This is a genomic window from Sulfitobacter profundi (genome assembly GCF_042661425.1).
Classification (GTDB): Bacteria; Pseudomonadota; Alphaproteobacteria; order Rhodobacterales; family Rhodobacteraceae; genus Sulfitobacter; species Sulfitobacter profundi.
The window spans coordinates 694,885-713,481 of the sequence record NZ_JBHSWA010000001.1; the positions used below are offsets into that span (position 1 = coordinate 694,885).

General features: G+C 61.5%; 17 protein-coding genes. 1 reads left to right on the forward strand and 16 read right to left on the reverse strand.

Annotated features, from left to right (window positions below):
* Positions 1-32 precede the first annotated feature (32 nt).
* From ACFQAU_RS03805 to ACFQAU_RS03820, 4 genes are all read right to left on the reverse strand, one after another.
* On the reverse strand, positions 33-2,273 hold the full coding sequence (locus ACFQAU_RS03805) for a TRAP transporter permease (RefSeq protein ID WP_067630892.1): 2,241 nt from the start codon (positions 2,271-2,273) through the stop codon (positions 33-35).
* 111 nt (positions 2,274-2,384) lie between these two features.
* Positions 2,385-3,365 carry a TAXI family TRAP transporter solute-binding subunit gene (locus ACFQAU_RS03810; RefSeq protein ID WP_120350392.1) on the reverse strand — a complete coding sequence of 327 codons (981 nt, stop codon included), beginning with the start codon at positions 3,363-3,365 and terminating at the stop codon, positions 2,385-2,387.
* 287 nt (positions 3,366-3,652) lie between these two features.
* On the reverse strand, positions 3,653-4,168 hold the full coding sequence (locus ACFQAU_RS03815) for a zinc-binding dehydrogenase (protein ID WP_240791603.1): 516 nt from the start codon (positions 4,166-4,168) through the stop codon (positions 3,653-3,655).
* Entirely contained in the window at positions 4,098-4,658 is a 561-nt protein-coding gene (locus tag ACFQAU_RS03820) for an alcohol dehydrogenase catalytic domain-containing protein (protein WP_240791602.1), read from the reverse strand. Before ACFQAU_RS03820 ends, ACFQAU_RS03815 begins: the two co-directional genes overlap by 71 nt.
* 157 nt (positions 4,659-4,815) lie before the next feature.
* Here ACFQAU_RS03820 and ACFQAU_RS03825 point away from each other — a divergent pair, with 157 nt between their 5' ends.
* Positions 4,816-5,721: a LysR family transcriptional regulator gene (locus tag ACFQAU_RS03825; protein WP_132444969.1), complete on the forward strand. Its 906-nt coding sequence runs from the start codon at positions 4,816-4,818 to the stop codon at positions 5,719-5,721.
* 18 nt (positions 5,722-5,739) lie between these two features.
* On the opposite strand, the gene ACFQAU_RS03830 is transcribed toward ACFQAU_RS03825, so the two are convergent.
* The 12 genes from ACFQAU_RS03830 to ACFQAU_RS03885 all read right to left on the reverse strand — a co-directional run bounded on the left by ACFQAU_RS03830 (position 5,740) and on the right by ACFQAU_RS03885 (position 18,433).
* The gene (locus ACFQAU_RS03830) at positions 5,740-6,453 is read right to left on the reverse strand and encodes a hypothetical protein (RefSeq protein ID WP_240791601.1); all 714 of its coding nucleotides are present in this window, start codon (positions 6,451-6,453) and stop codon (positions 5,740-5,742) included.
* Between the two features lie 47 nt (positions 6,454-6,500).
* Entirely contained in the window at positions 6,501-6,623 is a 123-nt protein-coding gene (locus tag ACFQAU_RS03835) for a hypothetical protein (protein WP_386280641.1), read from the reverse strand.
* On the reverse strand, positions 6,623-6,859 hold the full coding sequence (locus ACFQAU_RS03840; protein ID WP_386280644.1) for a response regulator: 237 nt from the start codon (positions 6,857-6,859) through the stop codon (positions 6,623-6,625). The genes ACFQAU_RS03835 and ACFQAU_RS03840 overlap by 1 nt, the downstream gene beginning before the upstream one ends.
* Entirely contained in the window at positions 6,856-8,856 is a 2,001-nt protein-coding gene (locus ACFQAU_RS03845) for an ATP-binding protein (RefSeq protein ID WP_386280648.1), read from the reverse strand. The genes ACFQAU_RS03840 and ACFQAU_RS03845 overlap by 4 nt, the downstream gene beginning before the upstream one ends.
* Positions 8,843-9,808: a response regulator gene (locus ACFQAU_RS03850; protein ID WP_132444965.1), complete on the reverse strand. Its 966-nt coding sequence runs from the start codon at positions 9,806-9,808 to the stop codon at positions 8,843-8,845. The genes ACFQAU_RS03845 and ACFQAU_RS03850 overlap by 14 nt, the downstream gene beginning before the upstream one ends.
* Before the next feature lie 87 nt (positions 9,809-9,895).
* A complete protein-coding gene (locus tag ACFQAU_RS03855; RefSeq protein ID WP_386280653.1) occupies positions 9,896-11,227 on the reverse strand; it encodes a hypothetical protein in 1,332 nt (443 codons plus the stop codon).
* Positions 11,224-11,499 carry a hypothetical protein gene (locus tag ACFQAU_RS03860; protein WP_386280656.1) on the reverse strand — a complete coding sequence of 92 codons (276 nt, stop codon included), beginning with the start codon at positions 11,497-11,499 and terminating at the stop codon, positions 11,224-11,226. Before ACFQAU_RS03860 ends, ACFQAU_RS03855 begins: the two co-directional genes overlap by 4 nt.
* Positions 11,451-13,115 carry a glycosyltransferase family 2 protein gene (locus tag ACFQAU_RS03865; RefSeq protein WP_386280659.1) on the reverse strand — a complete coding sequence of 555 codons (1,665 nt, stop codon included), beginning with the start codon at positions 13,113-13,115 and terminating at the stop codon, positions 11,451-11,453. The genes ACFQAU_RS03860 and ACFQAU_RS03865 overlap by 49 nt, the downstream gene beginning before the upstream one ends.
* A gap of 6 nt (positions 13,116-13,121) precedes the next feature.
* Positions 13,122-15,065 carry a cellulose biosynthesis cyclic di-GMP-binding regulatory protein BcsB gene (locus ACFQAU_RS03870; protein ID WP_132444959.1) on the reverse strand — a complete coding sequence of 648 codons (1,944 nt, stop codon included), beginning with the start codon at positions 15,063-15,065 and terminating at the stop codon, positions 13,122-13,124.
* 12 nt (positions 15,066-15,077) lie between these two features.
* On the reverse strand, positions 15,078-15,413 hold the full coding sequence (locus ACFQAU_RS03875; RefSeq protein WP_132444957.1) for an Hpt domain-containing protein: 336 nt from the start codon (positions 15,411-15,413) through the stop codon (positions 15,078-15,080).
* Between the two features lie 244 nt (positions 15,414-15,657).
* Positions 15,658-17,958, reverse strand: a complete 2,301-nt coding sequence (locus ACFQAU_RS03880; protein ID WP_132444955.1) for a xanthine dehydrogenase family protein molybdopterin-binding subunit — start codon at positions 17,956-17,958, stop codon at positions 15,658-15,660.
* A gap of 4 nt (positions 17,959-17,962) precedes the next feature.
* A complete protein-coding gene (locus ACFQAU_RS03885; protein ID WP_120350382.1) occupies positions 17,963-18,433 on the reverse strand; it encodes a (2Fe-2S)-binding protein in 471 nt (156 codons plus the stop codon).
* Positions 18,434-18,597 lie beyond the last annotated feature (164 nt).

The following is an 18,597-nucleotide window of genomic DNA, read 5'->3' on the forward strand; positions in this document are numbered from 1 at the left end:
GGCACCCCGGCCCCGAAGGGCCGGGGCGTGGATCAGTCGCTGCCGTGCACGGCAATCTGCGCGTCGGGCGCGGGGCGGAACTTCCACTGGATGGCAAAGATCAACGCCGCTACCGCGATGCCGATGAGGTCGGTCACCAAACCGCCCGCGATCATGCACAGCGCGGCAAGGATCAGACCCAACCGGATGAACCACGCGGCCCTGCTGCCCGCAAACCAGCCCTGCATCCCCGAAGACAGCAGATAGACCCCAAAGATCGCCGTGATGCCTGCGCGGATCACCTCGAACCATGTGCCGTCCATCAAGATCGCGCCGTTGTAGAAGAACATGAAGGGCACGATGAAGGCCGAGATGCCGATCTTGAACGACGCCACCGAGGTCTCCATCGGGTTGGCGCCCGATATCCCCGCTGCTGCATAACTGGCCAGCGCCACGGGGGGCGTGATGGCCGAGACGACAGCGAAGTAGAAGACAAAGAAGTGTGCCGTCAGCAGCGGAATACCCAGTTGCACCAGACCCGGTGCCACGACCGAGGCCGCCACCGCATAGGCCGCCGTGGTGGGCATGCCCATCCCCAGCAGGATCGCGATGCACATGGCGAAGAACAGCGCGAGGAACTGGCTCGCCTCGGCCAACCCCAAGAGTACCGAAGAGAAACGCGCGCCAACGCCGGTCAGGCTGATGACGCCAACGATGATACCGGCACAGGCACAGACCGCGATGATCTGGATCGACATGATCCCGGCAAGGTCAAAGGCTTTGACAATGCTGCGCAGCCCCATACGGAAGGGGGTGAACCACGAGACAACCGCCGCCGCCGCCGTCGCCAGCGTGCCCGCGCGGATGATCGAATAGCCCATGAACAGCGCATAGATCAGGATGATGATCGGGATGAACAGGAACACCCGGCGCAGCATGTCCTTGAGCTTGGGCAGTTCTTCGGAGCGCATGCCGCGCATGCCCAGCTTGGCCGCTTCGAAATCCACCATGAAGTAGATCGACACGAAGTAAAGCACCGCCGGGATGATCGCGGCGACGGCGATGTCGGTGTAAGGGATGCCCGTGATCTCGGCCATGATAAAGGCACCTGCGCCCATGATCGGCGGCATGATCTGCCCACCGGTCGAGGCGGCGGCTTCGACCGCGCCGGCGGTGCGGGCCGGGTAGCCGACTTTCTTCATCAGCGGAATGGTCAGCGAGCCTGTCGCCACCACATTGCCCGCCGAGGTGCCGTTGATCATGCCCATGAGGCCCGAGGCAAAGATCGCAACCTTGGCCGGACCGCCGCGCGAACGGCCAGCGGCGGCAAAGGCGAAGTTGACGAAATAGTCGCCCACTTTCGAGGCCTGAAGGAAGGCCGCGAAGATGATGAACAGGATGATATAGGTCGAAGACACCGCCGTGGTCGGCCCAAGGATGCCGGCATCGGTGTAGACTTGGCTAAAGAACCGCGTCCACTGGATGTTGGGCGCATTCAGGAAGCCCGGCAGCATGTCCCCCACAAAGACATAGATGAGGAAGATGCCTGAGATCACGATCAGTGCCAGCCCCGCCACGCGGCGCGTTAGTTCCATGATCAACGCGGTGCCTGCGACAGCGGCGATGGAGATACCGATGGGCGCGAAGGGCGTGCCCGTCGAGTTGCGCATCAAGGTGCTGTACATGGTGATCAGATAGATCGCCACGGCGATGCCACAGACCGACAGCAACAGATCCGCAGGCGAAACCTGCCCCCGCTCACGGCCCCGCAGCCAACCGACGACGATGCCGATGGCCGTCGCGCCCACCAGCGGCAGACCGTAGTGGTAAATTTCAAGGTTCTTGAACTCGGGGCTCATGCCGTTCCACTGCACCCCGGAGTTGATCTGGCTGGCGATGCCCCAGGCAGTCCAAATCGAATAAAGCGCCGGGATCATCGCAGCCCATGCCACGAAATCCAGCGGGTGGCGGCCCTGCCCGGTGCCTTCGTCGACAAAGCCCCGCGCGGAATAGAGGGTGAAGCCAAGGATCAGCGCGCCCGCAATGTGCACGATGCGGAAGTTCCACGTCTCCATCGGGAAGGTCGGCAACAGCGGGAGGCGGATGCCGGTCAGCTCACCGATCGACATGCCGTTGAGTGCCGCCATGTGGAAGAAGGCATAGATCGCCGACATCGCCGCGACGACCAGATAGGTGCGCCCGGTGAATATGCGGCGGTTGCTTTCTACCGGTTCGTCATCGACCCCTTCGGCGACAATCGGGCCCTGAGGGTCGGCGCTATGCTGGTCTGTCATGGAGGCTTCCTTTCCCGATATCTGCGCGGGATCTGTCCCGACAATCAGGCGGGATGATGGCAAGATGCCGCCCCGATTAGGGACGGCATGCACGTTTGTCTAGGCGTTTGCTTAGTTGCCGTAGATCATGTCGTCAGAAATGTCGGCATCCGCGTTCTCTTTGAACCACGCCGCCGCACCGGGGTGCCATTTCAGAACTTTGTTCTTGTCCCAGTTCTCAGGCAGGGAGGACGCAGCCGCCTTGTGAATGCCCTTCATCCGCTCATTGTCGGACATGACCACATCCACAGCCGCTTTGACGAAGGATTCCGGCAGATCGCAGTTGGCGATGGCGAAGTTCCACATGGAGACCGATCGCGCATCTGCTTCAAGCGTGGTGTAGGTGCTGGATGCGATGTCGAACTGAGATACCGGGAATTCTTCGAGCAGTTTGGCCTGCTCTTCCTCGGTGAACTCGATGATGTTCACATCCGTCTGCACTTCGAGCTGGCTGACCGCGGGGACCGGCACGCCGGCAGCAAAGGCGATCACGTCCAGCAGACCGTCCTGCAACTGGCCGCCCAGATCGGTCCAGCCGCCGTTGCGGCGCTCATACTCGACGCCCAGCGTGTCCATCATGCGCGGGAAATAGGTGTCGGAGGTGGAGCCCGCCGGACCAAAGCCGATCTTGGCGCCCGCCGGAATGTCAGCCACGGTTTCGATGCCCGAGGACGCAAGCGCAGTCACCGAGAAAGGTGTCTGATACATCGGGAACATCGCGCAGGCTTGGGTCATTTCCAGACCGGGTGCGATGGGGTTGGTGCCAGCCAGCGATTCCGCTGCCGGACCCATCGTGGTCATGCCGAAGGCCGCCTCGCCGGTGTGGACCAGCGCCATGTTCTGCATCGGACCGCCGGTGACTTCGCCGCCGCCTGTCAGGCCCAGTTCTTTGGCCACAAGGTTCGCCCAGCCGGAGCCATAGGCGAAGTAGGTGCCGCCTTGGCTGGCTGTGCCGACGGTAAAGCTGCTGGGCCAGTCGGATTTATCAACGTCCTGAGCGGCGGCAGCGCCTGCCAGAATGGTGCTTGCAGCGAGGATTGCTGTGAATTTCATGTCTCTCTCCCTTGGTTGCTCTTAACGGGCGTCGGCACAGGGTGCCGCGCGCCGCTGCTGTATTCAGCTTGCCCGGCCAATTAACTGTACTCTGACATGCAGAGGCAAGACCGAATTTACCGCCAAGCGCGAGATGAGGAAGAAAGAGGCAGGCTACCGTTAGGTCAAAAACGATTTCCTTAGCGCTCGCCGCCCACCCTCCCTCTTCAGAGGGAAAGTTAGGGCAGCAAACAGTCCCTACCCCGCCGCAAAAGATACGCGGCGGGGCGGGAGGATTTCGGGCCGGGTCAGACCTCAATCACCACCTTGCCGAGGGCCTGCCCGCTTTGCAGCCGCGCATAGGCCTCGCCAACTTGGCCCAGATCAAAGGTCTTTTCGTCCAGCAAGGGTTTCACCGCGCCCTCATCCACCAACGTGGCGAGGTTGCCAAGGATCTGCCCATGTACCGCGCGGTTCACGTCGTGCAGCATCGGCAAGAGCATGAAGACCACGTGCAGGGACAAGCCGCTGAAGTGCGCCGGGGTCAGGTCGATTTCCGAAAGGGCCACGGTTGTCACCACATGGCCGTTCAGCGCAGTGGCAGCGAAAGAGTTGGTCAGATTATCCCCGCCGACGGTGTCAAACACTGCATCGAACCCGCGACCCTCGGTTTGCCCGGCCACATAATCTTCGATTTTCTGGGTCTTAAAGTCGATGGCCCGCGCGCCATAGCCTTCGATCACCGCAAGCTGGTCATCCCCGGTACCGGTCGAAGAAACCTCGGCCCCCAGATGCCGGGCCAGTTGGATCGCCAGATGACCCACGCCGCCTGCGCCGCCTTGGACCAGCACCTTCTGCCCTGCCCCGACGCCCGCCCGGTGAAGCCCTTCCCAAGCGGTGATGCCCTTCCCAAGCGGTGATGCCCACCAGCGGCAGGGCAGCCGCCTCGCGCATCGACAGCGATTTGGGTTTATGGGCGATCAGCCGCGCGTCGGCGCGCATGAATTCGGCCAAGGCCCCTTGCAGATCAGCCAACCCACCGGCGCAGCCATAGACTTCGTCACCAACAGCGAAACCGGTGACGCCTTCGCCCAGTTCTTCGATAATCCCGGCGAAATCCATGCCCAAAACGGCAGGCAGATCGGGCGACAGGGGCAGGTCTTTGCCCGCGCCCTTGATCATGGTGTCGATGGTGTTCACGCTCGTCGCTTTGACGCGCAGCACCACATGACCGGGGGTGGCCAATGGGCGCGGCAGTTCGGCTTCGACAAAGGGAGCATCAGCGCCGTAGCTGGTGAGGGTCATGAATTTCATCGGTCTATCTTTCGTTGAATGTTGCGTTGAGGCAGATATAGACCAGCGGGATACGCCAGATAATCCAGCGGGAGCTAAGTTCAGTTTCTTGATATTAAATACAATATAAGCCACCTGTATGCTGGCCCTGCGGATAGCCCGCAGCAAGGACAGCCCCATGGACATCGACAACCTGCGCCTTTTCGTCATGGCTGCCGAACGGCTTAACATCTCGGCCGCCGGGCGCGCCTTGGGGATGGCCCCTGCCGTGGCCAGCGCGCGTTTGGCCAAGCTTGAACAGGAACTCGGGGTTGAGCTTTTGCGTCGCACCACGCGAAAGGTGTCGCTGGCGCTGGATGGGTCCGACTTTCTGCCCTATGCGCGGGAGATACTGGCGCAGGCCGATGCCGCGCGGGCCATTCTGGGCGGGACCAAGGCGGGGCCGAAGGGCATTTTGCGCTTCGCCGCCCCCAGCAGCTTTGCCCAACGCCATATCATGCCGTTGCTGCCAAAGTTTCACGAAACCTACCCTGAGTTGACCCTCGATCTGCGCCTCTCCGACACCCGATTTGACGCGATCGAAGGCAGTTTCGACCTCGCCCTGCGCAGCGCGCCTTTGACCGACAGCAGCCTGCGGGGGCGCAAGCTGGCCGATGACACCCGCGTTCTCTGTGCCGCGCCGTCCTATGTGGAGACCTATGGGATGCCCGACACCCCTGCCGACCTGCGGGGTCATCACTTTATCGCATGGGGCGATCTTGAACCGCGCGCGCTAATCGGGCCGGAGGGCGAGGCCGCCACGCTAGCCCCCAGCGAGATGACCTGCCGCGTCATCATGGACGATGGCGACGCCCAGCGGGAGGCGACACGCGCGGGGGCTGGCATCTCGGTCAATTCGCTGTGGAGCGTGGCGGATGAACTTGCCTCGGGCCAGCTGCTGCGGCTACTTCCGGGCTGGCGGATGAATGACCGCTCGGTGCTTTGGCTGGTCTACCCGCGCTCGAACGTGCTGACCCCCAAGACGCGGTTCTTCATCGACTTTCTGATCGCCCACCTTGGCAACCGCCCCGATTGGCGCGATTGAGAGGGCCCGGCGTGCGCCCTAGAAGCTGTGCCAAACCCCGACTTTGACCTTGGTCACGCTATCGGTGAATTCATGGGACAGGCCGAACTCCAGAAAGCTGTTCTCGGACACTTTGACCACATGCGAGGGCGCGAAGGCCAATGTGTCATCGCCGTCAGTGGGGGCCGCAAATTCCAGCTTGAAAATCGACAGGTTGCCATTGGCGTGGTTGATGCCAAAGGAACTGTCGATCTTACCCAGACCTTCGCCGTCTTCGTAGAGTGCATAGGTGCTTTCCACCCCTAGCCAGCCGTTGCCCCATGCGCCCGACACCGGGCGGCCCCATGACAGGCCGGGCCGCAAAGCCGCCACCGCGCTGCCATCGCGCTCGGCCCAGCCAAGACCAAGTTCAGCGGCGAAAACGTTGTCCCCCTCAGGTGCCCCCAATGGATAGCGCAAAAAGGCGATGGCGCTGACCTGACCGGCGTCTCGGCTTTTGCCGATGTCGAGACCGAAGGTCAGTTTCTCGGTGACACCGTATTCATAGTAAAACGCGCCGTAATCGCCGAAGTCGGGGCCATCTACCGTCGTTTCATATGACAGCGTTACAAAGCTTTTGTCCTCGCCCCGTGGCCAAGCCGCCGAAGTCACCTCGCTTGCCGGCACGGTCAATGCCGCAAAGGCCGAGAGGAAGGCGAGGCCGGACCATATGCGCCGCGTGGATTGTGTGGGCATCTGTGCTGTTTTGGGCATGATAAGTTCCGCTTAATCAAGGCCGCGAGGGGCTGCGCGATGAGGTATTAGGCGATCGACCGAATGAAATCCGCCAGCTTTAGCGGTTTGAACGGTTTGTGCAGAATGTAGTCGGCCCCAAGGGCGCGAAACTTCTTTTCCGATTCCGGCGAGGTTTTGGCGGTGCACATCACGATCTTCGTGTCGTCCAAATCCGCATTGGCCCGCGCACAGCGCAGCACCTCCATGCCATCGGGGGCGGCATCATCACATCCAGCATGATCACGTCGAAAGACTGGGTTTCCATCGTGGCAATCGCGTCCAGCCCGGTGGCCGCGAATGTCGGTTCGATGTCATCTTCGGTCATGATCGCAAACTCGATCAACTCGCGGATGTCATCCTCGTCATCGACGAACAACACTCTCATGCCGCCCCCTGCTCGGACGTGGCACCAGTATCACGGGCGAACCGCACGTAGAATGTTGTGCCGGGGTTTTCGTCTCCGTCTTCTTCAGAGCGCGTCTCAAAGCTTATATCGCCATCTTGTCGCAACACCAACTCCCGCGTGATGGCCAAACCCAGCCCCGTGCCATTCGCTTGGTTTTCGCGAGAATGCACAGGGTCAGCGAACCTTTTGAACATACGATCATGCGCGGATCTAGGGATGCCCGGCCCCGCATCGCAGACATAGAACGTGACCCATTGGTCGTCCACCTCGGCGCCGATTTTTACCGTCCCGCCGCGCGGCGTATATTTTACCGCGTTCGAGATTAGGTTGGAAAAGATCTGCTGCATGCGCACGGTGTCCACCTGCACATAGGCCTCTTGCGCCGCGTTTGGCCCTGCGTGAATGTCCAGTTGCACATCGCGGTTCACCCCATAGCCGGTGTTGGCGGCAATCGCCTCTGACAGCACTTCCGACACCGCGACCCGCTCGGCTTGGATGCTGAGTTGGCGTTGGTCGATGGCCTGAAGGGTCAGGATGTCATTGACCAGCACCAAAAGCCGGTCGGCGTTGCGGGTGGCCATCGACAACAGTTTGCCCGCGTTCTTTGGCATGGTATCGCCAAAGCGGTCATGCAGAATTTCAAGCGACCCGGCAAGGGATGTAAGCGGGGTGCGCAATTCGTGATTGACCGAGGTGACAAAGGCCGTGCGCGCCGCCACCAGACGCTCTTCGGCAGAGATATCCTGAAGCACGTTATAGGCGATATAATCCCCATGCAGATGCAGTTTCATCACCCGGCATTGCACCGCCACACTCTCGTTCTCTGCCGTGGGGATCTGAACGCGGTGAACGGCCACGTCTTCGTCCATCTGCGAGAAGGGAGGGACCATGCCGCGCAGCTTTTGAACGGCATCGATATCCGATGAGACGCCCATCAGTTGCCGCGCCTTGCGGTTGGAGCGGTGCAGCTTGTTGTTGTCATTGTAGACGATCAGCCCGTCGCCGACATTCTCGAAAATCGCGTCGAATTCGCTCTGCGCCACACGAATGCGCTCGCGGTCGCGTTCGGAGTTGCGCAGGGCCTGCGCCAGTTGGGTCGACTGCCGTCTGGCGCGGATCGCGGCGTTGATCACCGTCAAGAACAGGATCGTCGCAAGGCCCGCAAACGCCACCGTGCGCTGCCAGTAGCTTTGCATGACCGCCGCTTTGCTGCGCGTCACGTCGATATAAAGGTCAAGCGCCGGGATCTCCTTGCGCGCGCGGAACACCGGCGTGTCGGGGTCACGCTGGGGCCGCCCCGAGGCAAAGGCGCGCTCTCCGTTGGAGGTCACCACCTCGACGTACATGTCCTGTTGCAGCCCATCCAACGCAAGCAGTTGGGAGTAGTAGTCCTCGCCCAAGGACGACGCCAGCACCCCGCGCGGTTGACCGTCGATGCCGATCAAGGGCCATGCAATCGGCGTCAGCCGCCGCCCTGTGGCGCGCGATACGATAGGCACCCCGACCGTGTATTCATCAACATCAAGCCCGATCGCTGCCTGAAAATAGGCCCGGTCCCCAAGGTACTGCCCCATCAGAGGTTTGATCGTGGCCCAAAGCACGACCCCATCCGCACCGATCAGCACCAGCGCATCGACCTGTTTGGTCTCTTGCACGGCGGAATTCATCAACGCGCCATATTGCGCTTCGAATTGATCCGGGTCGCTCAGACGCGCGGTCGACAGCTCGTCGATGAGCCCCCACATCCGCACATTCGCAACCGAAAGGGAGGCATCGACCGCCTGCTCATAAAGCTCTGCGAAATGCTCCAGCTCCACTTCCGCACGGGTCGTGGCGCGGTTGTAGTCGGACCACGTGAGAAACGCGAGCCCAACGAAATAGATCAAAACGACCGTTGAGATCAGTCCCCAAAACAGGGTTTGCGAGCGCGAGGAAGGCTCCGCGTCGACTTTGTTGGTGGGCTCAGTGCTGACCATTCCTTGGCAGATGTCCTATATCGTTGGCGGCAAGGCAGATTGTGCCCGTCGCGCCTGTTTTTCCAGCACTTTCGACGCCCTGAATGCCCCGCGCAAGCGACGTGGCGACAGCCGCGTCGGAGGGCGGTACGACACAGGCACTGACGCTCAAAGGACGGGATGTCCAGCCTTCTTTCACAGAGGCCGACGCCTCTGCCACGGCAGAGATAAACTGCTGGGCCCGCGCTTCAAGCTGCGCGTGATCGGCATGAAGCGAGCCGTAGACGAACAGGTCATCCTCCCAATGGGAAAAACCGTCCCGGGCGGGGATATCGACCTTGCCAAAAAGCCCAGCCACAAGGTGCTGAAGCTCTTGCCGCTGGCCACGCGCCGCGTCTGCTTGATCGCGGTCACCGTCGATCCTAAACACGATCAGGCCAAGGTCTTTTTGCATCGCGGGGGACAACGACATGAGGTTGCCCTGAAAGCCGCCCTTGCTGCCAAAAAGGCTGGGCACCGTGGCCTCTGAGAAGCTCTGCACGGCACGGCGGCGCGCGCCCCGGTTTTCGCCCGACCGGCGGCGGTCCAACTCTGATTTCAAGCGCAGGCAACTGCGCATTCGGGCCTGAAGCTCAATCTGGTTGAAGGGTTTGGTGACATAGTCATTGGCCCCTGCCATGAAGGCTTCGGAAAGGGAGCCCATATCTGTCCGGCTGGTCAGCATAATGATCGGCACATCGCTCCATCTGTCTAGGGCGCGGATACGGGCACATAGTTCGATACCATCGATATCGGGCATCATTATGTCCATCAGGATCAGGTCTGCGGCGGCCTCATCGCTTTCGATCGCGTCAAGTGCCGCGCGGGGATCGATGAAGCTGACGACATCGTCGAACCCAAGCTCCGAAAGCGTGGCATTGATGAAATCCTGCGCGATGTCCGAGTCGTCGACTGCGATAATTCGTGGGCTCATGATTTTAATTCCACTCGTTAATTCTTTCAAAAACAAGCCATTGGCTGTTTTGAAAAACCTCCTCATACCCCGGCAGCTGCAATAGTCTCAGCTGCGGGAACCTGCGCAGAATTCTGTCTGCTGTGATCTGCCCCTCGGCCTGCCGCGGGACCACGATATAGTTTGTCCGCGGCACGCCCCCTCAAGCGCCCAGTCGTAGGCAGGCTCTCCGGCGATCACCAGCCGGTCTATATTCCCCAAACCGACCACGATCTGGGGATTTTTTTCAACATCTACCATAATTTCAGACTTGTCGCGCAAGAATGAAACAACTTCCTGCGTGGGGCGCGACGCTGCGTTCTCTTTCCCAAGCATTGCATTGGTCCAAACGCGGGTTTCGTTATGGGCGACATGGCGCATGACAAGCGCAGAGGTCAGCAGCGACAGCGCCATCAGGGTGATGGCAATGGGTTCGCGCAGTGGCAGGTTGGGCCAAAAGCGGATCGCGGCGACCAAGACGCCCAGCATGGGCGCCAGCGCCATGGCCGGATCGCCTTCGACGTGGAAGAATGTGTTCAGCGTATACCCGCCCAGCACAGCGCCTACGGCGGCCAGCAGCGGCATGAACAGCCGCGGGATCAGGATGTTGCGCAGGATCGCGACAAAGGCCGCGGGGCCAAGCCCGGCCAGAATGACCAAATGCTCGCGCAGGGTCAGCGGCGTCGCGGTTTCCGACAAAAGCGGGACAAGGCGGCTGTCGAAGATCATGCTGACAAACATCAGCGACCCCACGGCGGCAAGCACCGGATAGAACATCGCCACAAGATACCCCGTGGAAGAGGCCGCAATCATGCTGGGCCGCGCCGCCACGATCATGAAGGGCATCGCCCCCAGGCAGAGCATCAGACCGTAGCTGTCCGAAAGCGCCACCACCAAAAGCCCCACGGCCACTTTCATCATGTCGGGCGCGTTGCCGGTCAGCCGCAGATTAACGATGCCGCGCGCGAACAACCATGTGCCCAAGATACAGAACATCGTTTCAGGCCCATCGGCCAAGGCGCGTAGGAAAAAGGGGTTCAACGCCAGCAGAAGCACGACCAGAGCCGCAGTCACACCCGAAAACTGACCCGTATCGCGCAGATTGAGGAACCACACAACCAGCAGCCCCGCCCCCACCAGCGCAGAGAGCACGAAGGGCACTGGCACCTGTGTGTCAGGCAAGACCGCCTGCCCCAACAGTGACAGCGCATAGGGCACGGGCGGGTAGAAGGCATCCGTCGCCTTGAACTGCACCGGCCCGTCGATCTGCACGATGGACTTGGCCCAGAGGTCGGTCACATCCATCGACATAAAGCCATGCGCCTCGGTCCAGCCAAGGCTGAGCAAGAGCACCAGCGCCAACACGACAAAGCCAAAGGACCAAGAGGCGGCGCGGATCATTGCGTGGCCTCCGTCGCTTCGGCGCTGGCTTCGGCGACCTCATTGGCGGTGTGTTTGGACAGGCCGTGCTGGGTCTTCTCCCAGTAGAACGGGTTGAAGATCAGTTGCGACAGCGCCTTGTAAGAGGCCACGGTCATCAACACCCAATAGCCCACCACCGTGATCCCCCAAGGGGCCAGATCGGTCCATCTGCGCCGGAAGGGCGCGACCATCGTGAGGTAGATCAGCAGCCCATTGCCCGCCAAAAGGTTGACCAGCGAAAGATACAGCACCGGCAGCGGGAAATAGGGGTGATCACCTCGGTCCCGAAGATCAGCCAAATGGCAAAGATCGACCAGAACACCGGGTTCAACAGGCCCGACAGCACCGTGCCCCCGATGAAGAAGATAAAGCCAAAGACCCCCGCACTGCCGACCGATTGCCACAGGTGAATCGGTCTGCGGCTGTGCACAAGGAAGGTCTGCATATAGCCCTTGATCCAGCGCGACCGCTGGCGCACCCAGTTCGGGATCGAAACATTGGCCTCTTCAAAGGTCGTGGAATCGATGACGCCGACGCGGTAGCCCTTTTGCGTCAGACGAATGCCCAGATCGGCGTCTTCGGTCACGTTGAAGGGATCCCATGCGTTCAACTCGCGCAGCACATCCATGCGGAAGTGGTTCGAGGTGCCCCCAAGCGGGATCGGCACGCCCAAACGCTCCAACCCCGGCAGCATCAGGTCGAACCACAGCGAATAGTCCAGCGTGAACATCCGCGTCAGCCAGTTTTCCCGCGCGTTGTAATAGTTCAACCGGCACTGGATGCAGGCGGTATTGGGCGCGGATTGGTTGAAGGCGGCGATGACCTTTTTCAATTGATCCGGCTCTGGCTTGTCCTCGGCGTCAAAGATCACGAGGAAATCGCCCTGCGCATAGCGCAGCGCAAAGTTGCAGGCTTTGGGCTTGGTCTGCGGGTGGGAGGCCGGGACGCGGATGATCTCAAACACGCCTTCGAGGTCGAGCTTGCGCGCCGCGTCGATCGTCTCGTGGTCACCTTCCTCCAGCACGATCTTGATGTCGAGCTTGGCCAGCGGATAGTCGAGGTTGCGCAGCGCTTGGGCAAGGATCGGCAGCACCTCAGGCTCGCGGAACATCGGCACTAGCACGGTATAGATCGGCAGGTCTTCGTCGCGCAGCAGCGATGCCTCAGCCGCGATGGCCCGCGATGAGGTCTCCTGCGCGGCACCGCCCAGCCAGACAAGCAGCGCCTTGAACAAGAAGTTTCCGGTGTAGAAAACGGTCAGAAAGACGTTCAGCACGATCAGCGTGATCACCGGCGAAAACGCGAGCCCCAGCAACAGGGCCGAGACCAAGAGGTAAATCACCAAGATCTGCGGCGGGGTCACCACATTCTGCGCCGACATATCCGGGTCAAGCTCTGCCAGAGCAAAGACCGCTTCATGGGAATGTTTCTCCCGGAAAGCGCGTTGTAGCTGCCATGACACATCGAAATGCGATGCCACCACGATGGTCACGCCGGTGCCGTAGACCTCGCGGATGTGCAGCAGTGTGCGCGGCCCGGGCCGCGAGGTGGCCACCGTCAGGGTGCCATCCTCTGCCCGGCCAATCGGCACCGTCATAAACTGGTTCATCACCACCGGATCATACCGCCGGATCAGATCATCATCGGCGCGGTCTTCGATCAGATCGACCAGCGTCAGCCCATGGTAAAAGGCGATCTCCCGGTAGAGTGTCTGCGTGGTCAGCCAGCGCCGCGACAGTAGGACCTTGACCAGAGAGACGTTCCAGTCTTCGGCCAAATCCTCTGCCGCGTCGAGCTGTTCAGCCGTTAGCGCACCACGGTCAAGCAGCAGCGAACCAATGGCTTCGCTTTCGGCATCCAACGCCACGGTGACTTACGTCTCGTCTTTGCCGCGACGCGCGCGGTAGACGCGCTGGAAGACGACCAGCACAAGCAGCGTCACCAGCACCCAGATGGCCCCAACGATCCAAGGGCGGTACTTGGCCAACATCTGCGCAAGGCTGGTGCGGTCAGGGTAGACGACATCAACAAGCGGGCTGCGGTCAGTGGCAGTGGCAAGGATCACCCCGTCCTGCCCGATGAGGGCCAGATCGCCCCGGTCCAGCATCATGGGCCGCTCGGGCGTCAGTTCCGGTGCCGGGCCGTTGCCCGGACGCAGCCACAGACCACGGGTATCGCCACGGGTGACGATCTGCACCACACCAAGGCGCGACAGGTCTTCGCCCGAATAGATCAAGTTGTCTTGACGGTCGCGCACCTCAATGCGGCCCTGATCAAAGGTGATCAGCGGGTCGCCATCTCCGGGGTTTTGCTCAGAGATCACAAAGAAAGGCTCGTCCCCTTCAAGCGCGTCAACCGAGGCGCGGGGCAGGATGGTGGCACGGTCCGGGATCACGCTGCCCGCAACGCCTGCGAGCCACGGCAGTGTTTGCGCGAAATCCAGCGATAGATCGGGGTCGAGCACGACCTGAACGCCATTGCCGAACTCTTGCCGCAGGGCAAAGAAATCCTGATCCTGCGGCGCGGCATCGGAAAGCAACAAGGCGCTGCCAGGCAGGATCTGCGCCGGATAGCCCTGCGGTTTGAACCGGCATTCGCCGCCCGTGGGCTGACGCTGGACCGACACGCGCAGCAGGTTGTCGCGCCCCAGCAGGCCGCTGGGCACAGAAAAGGTCAATTGCTCGGGCTTGCCACTGCCAAGCGGGCGGTTGCCCAAAAGCGTGTCATTCAGAAAGACCGAGGCCGTCGCCCCGCGCCCTTCGGGATCAAGCGCTGCGGCCACATGCAGGTTAACACCGGCCACGCCCTTGCCCGCCGGAAGATCCGAGGACTGGAACGGAACAAAGAAGTCTTCGGTCGAGACCACGGCGCGCGGGGTGAGATCGGCCTGCAAAGCAGAGAGCGGCAAGCGGTCATCGAACAGAGCCTGAGCCCCTGCCACATCGACCACGGTCGCATCCGTGTTCGACAGGGCCGACCATTCCGACATCATCTGCCACAGCCCCACCTGCGGATCACTGCCGCGCAGGGTCAAGACCGGCAGGCCCGTTTGGGTGTCCACGGCCATCTCACTCGCCACGCCAGAGGCAGTCACGTCAAGCTGGATGACACCTTCGGACCATGCGCCCGCCGGGCTTGCCGTTTCCTCAGCAAAGGTCAGTCGCCCTGCCTCGGCGTCAAACAACGCCGCGGCGCGGGTCGCGGCAGCCAAGGCGGCGAGAGAATCGTTTCCGTTGATCGCAAGGCGCGTATTCGCAGGACGCAGCCCCGCGAAGGCAGCCGATGTGTCGATTTCCGAGGGGTCCAGTTGCAACGTCACGGAAGACGCCGCCGTGATCTCAAGGAAATCCCCCGAGGCACGCTCGTCCACACAGACCCGATCACTAAGGGCGCCGGAATAGGACAGGCCCACGGCGATAAACCCGCCAGAGACGTCTTCGGGGCTGAGCGGCACGGGCAGGCTCAGGCGCCCTGCCCCATTCGGCAGCGCCTGCGAAGTCACGGGGCGGCCCGCGACCGACACTTGCAAATAGCGGTCCACCTCGGTGGTGGAGGCGTGTTCAAGCTCTAGCTGCAAACTGCCCGAGTTCAGCGCATCCGCGTCGGGCAGCGGAATATAGATCGTCGCATTTCCAGACAGTTGGCGGAAAGAAATGCCGTTTTGAAACCCAAGCTCCGCCAGATCGAAGGTCCGTGCGATCAGCCCCTCTTGAACCTGCTCCGCGGGGGCACGCGCCGCGTCCTCACCCGTGGTCGTTTGAGCGTGAACTTGAAACGGCAGCAAGGCCGCCAACAAACCAATTGCGGGATACTTCATGGAAAGGCTTTCTTAGATATTTTCGACGACGCTATTGGCATCGGCCAGAGCCGTCTCAATTATACGAACATCATCGGCTGACAAGGGCGAAGAGGACTCATCGGCATCTTCGGCGACGCGCAGCCCCTTGCGCAGACAATCTTCAATCTTAAGGTATTCCAGCATCGCGGCGTTCCCGGCCAGATCGTGCAGCATGCGGTGGACCTTGCGCGCTTTCGTCTCGCGCGGATCGGCCCCGTCCGTCTCGCGCATTGCGTCAGAGACGGCCTGCAGGCGATCCGGGATCCCTTCGATAAAGCGTTTTCGCGTGGCGGCAACGCGCTGCTCATATGTCTCGGTAGGTGCCACAGATTGTCCTTCGTACCAGCCCGCAACCGGGCATAGATCGCGCGTTTAGATTATTGTTCGAAACCTGTCAGAATTATGGCGTGGAGGGTAAATCCCCACGTTTTTAAGAGAGAACGCGCAAAATTTTGGGCCGTTGAATTTGGGCAGTCTCTGTGCTGCCCGCCGAATGCACCCCCGCTCAAGACGACGACGCCCCCGGCCAAGATGAAAGACGGGCGCGGCATGTCGCGCCCGTCTCTTGGTATCAGCTTTCCAGCGCCGCGAGGACCGCATCAGCGGTGATCGGCAGATGCCGTACCCGCGCCCCGGTGGCGTTGAAGATCGCGTTGGCAACCGCCGGCGCGATGACCGTGGTGCCCGGCTCGCCAAGACCGACGGGCGCTTCCGTGCTCTCGACAAAGGCCACTTCGATGTCCGGCACATCAACCATCCGCAACGGCGTATAAGACCCGAGGTTGAGATCAACGACATTGCCGTCTTCGATCCGCGTGCCCTCATGCAGAGCCATGGACAGGCCCCAGAGCGCCGCGCCTTCGCATTGCGCGCGCGCCCCGTCGGGGTCGACCACGGTGCCACAATCGAAGGCCAGCCACATCTTCTCGACAGCGACCTCGCCCGTTTCGGCATCCACCGCCAGTTTGACCGCGGCTGCGGTCCAAGTTGGCATGGTCCGCGACTGACCAAAGGTGGTGGCGATCCCGATTGCCGTGCCCTCGGGCAAGTCGGTCTTGCCGTAGCCTGACATCTCGGCCACGCGCTGCAAGACAGCCGCCTGACGCGACGCACCGCCAACCGCATTGGGCGCAGAGCCCGCGTTGATGCCTTCGGCCTTCAGGTGATCCAAACGGAACTGCAACGGATCGGCATCGACCTTATGCGCGGCCTCGTCCATGAAGCTTTCGACAGCAAAGTTGGTCCAGCCCGGCCCGACCGAGCGCAGCCAACCGGGACGGAAGGTCGCATTCGCCAGATCGTTGGAGATCGCCCGCACGCGGTGCGCGCCCACGCTGTACCAGTGATCCGCACCGTCGATGGCAAAGGGATCATAGGGTTCTTCGTTGACACCTTTGGGCATGAAACCCGGTGCCATCACCTGTGTCGGCCAACCGGCGGCGGCGTGGTGTTCCATGCCCGTGACGGCTTTGCCATCGTCAAACGCCATGCGCAATTTCTGCACCGAAGGCGAGCGAATGCTGTCAAACTGGGCGTCTTCCTCGCGGGAGAAGACCAGTTTCACGGGCTTGCCCACAGCCTTGGACGCCAGCGCTGCAGGCACGATATAGTCACCGTTCAACCGGCGGCCAAAGCCCCCGCCCAGCATGTAGCTGCGCATCACGATCTTATCGGCGGGCACCTCCAACGCGACGGCCAGCGTCGGCAGGATCAGCGATTGCCACTGGTTGCCCGCATGAGTTTCCCAGACGCCATCGGCGTTCTGGAAGACGGTCGCGTTCACCGGCTCCATCTGGAAGTGCAGCACGGACTGCGTGGTGTACTCGGCCTCAAGCGTCTCGGTGGCGGCGTCGAAAACGGCGCTGGTCTCGGGCTGTTCCGTGTGCAGGATCGACCCGGCATCGCTTCCGATCAACTCGCGCGAACGGGTTTGGATATCGTCCTCGGACACATCAGCCGTTTCGCCTGCGGTCCAATCGACGCTGATCTCATAGGTGGCCATCCGCGCGGCGTGGAGCGTTTTGCCCAGCACCACAACCCAGCCGGGCACGGTGCCCGATGGGTCATCCAGCACCACGGTCTCAAGGTAGCCTTTGACCTCTTTCGCGGCGCTGTCATCGACAGAATTGACCTTGGAGCCATAGCGCGTTGGCGGCAGCATCGGCACGCCGTAGACCATGCCATCGACCTTGGCATCCAGACCATAGATCGCCTGACCGGTGGTCTTCGTATCCAGATCAAGAGGATGCACGTCTTGGCCCACAAGACGCAGATCGGCATGGGGTTTCAACGGCAGGGCTGCCAATTCGTCTTCGGTAAAGCTCCGGTCAAGCCCTTCGGCCACCAGATCGCCGTAGCTAATGCTCTGGGTGCCATCGGTCACAGCACCGTCGCGGGCGGTAAGGCCAGAGGCGTCAACGCCCCATTTAGCCGCTGCCGCTTCGATCAGCGCAGTCCGCCCGGCAGCGCCTGCCTGACGGTAAACCGGCCAGCTTTGCCAGATCGACCAGCTGCCGCCGGTGACCATCAGGCCCCATTTCTCGGCTGAATCCACATGGGTGATGTGCACATCTTCCCACGCGACTTCCAGCTCATCGGCCAGAATACGCGCGATGGCGGTGCCGACGTGCTGGCCCATTTCGGCGCGGATGATGTTGACGTTGACCTGACCGTCGGCGTCGATCCAATACCACATCGACGGCTCGAACGTCTGGCCGTTTGGCATGATCGGTGTGCCATCTGCCACAGCGGGGTTCATCGCGGCGTTCGACGCCTGTGGGAAGCCAAAGGCAACGCCAGCGGCGGTCATGGACACCAGAAACCCACGGCGGGTCATTTGCGATTGATTGTCGGAGCCTTTCAGGCGGGACATCAGATTAGCCATTGTCGGAGCCTCCCATTGCGGTGGCGGCGTCGCGCACGGCTTGGCGAATACGGGGATAGGTCATGCAGCGGCAAAGGTTGCCGGTCATCACCGCGTCGATGTCTTCGTCGCTGGGGTTCGGCGTGTCTTGCAACAGCGACGCCGCCTGCATGATCTGACCCGACTGGCAGTAGCCGCATTGCGGCACGCGCAAGTTGCGCCATGCCTCTTGAACGGGGTGATTGCCCTTCTCGTCCAGCCCTTCGATGGTGGTAACCGACAGGCCCTCTACATCCCCGAGATAGGTGATGCAGGACCGTGTGGCGGTGCCGTCGATATGCACGGTACAAGCGCCGCAGGCACCGATGCCGCAGCCAAACTTGGTGCCGGTAAGACCGATTTCATCGCGGATCGCCCACAACAGGGGCATGTCCGGGTCTGCGTCGACAGAGATCTGCCGCCCGTTCAATTCGAATTTTATCATGAAGTGATTGTCCCTTGGGGTATGCTTTGCCTGAGGTGAGCGCGCGTATAGTTGCCCTGACGTGAGGGGCTGTACATAGGTCTAATGCCCGGCAATGACAGCCGCAGACTGCCCCGATCACGGAATTGTCAGACCGGGCACCCGCGCGCAGATCCCGGCCTTAG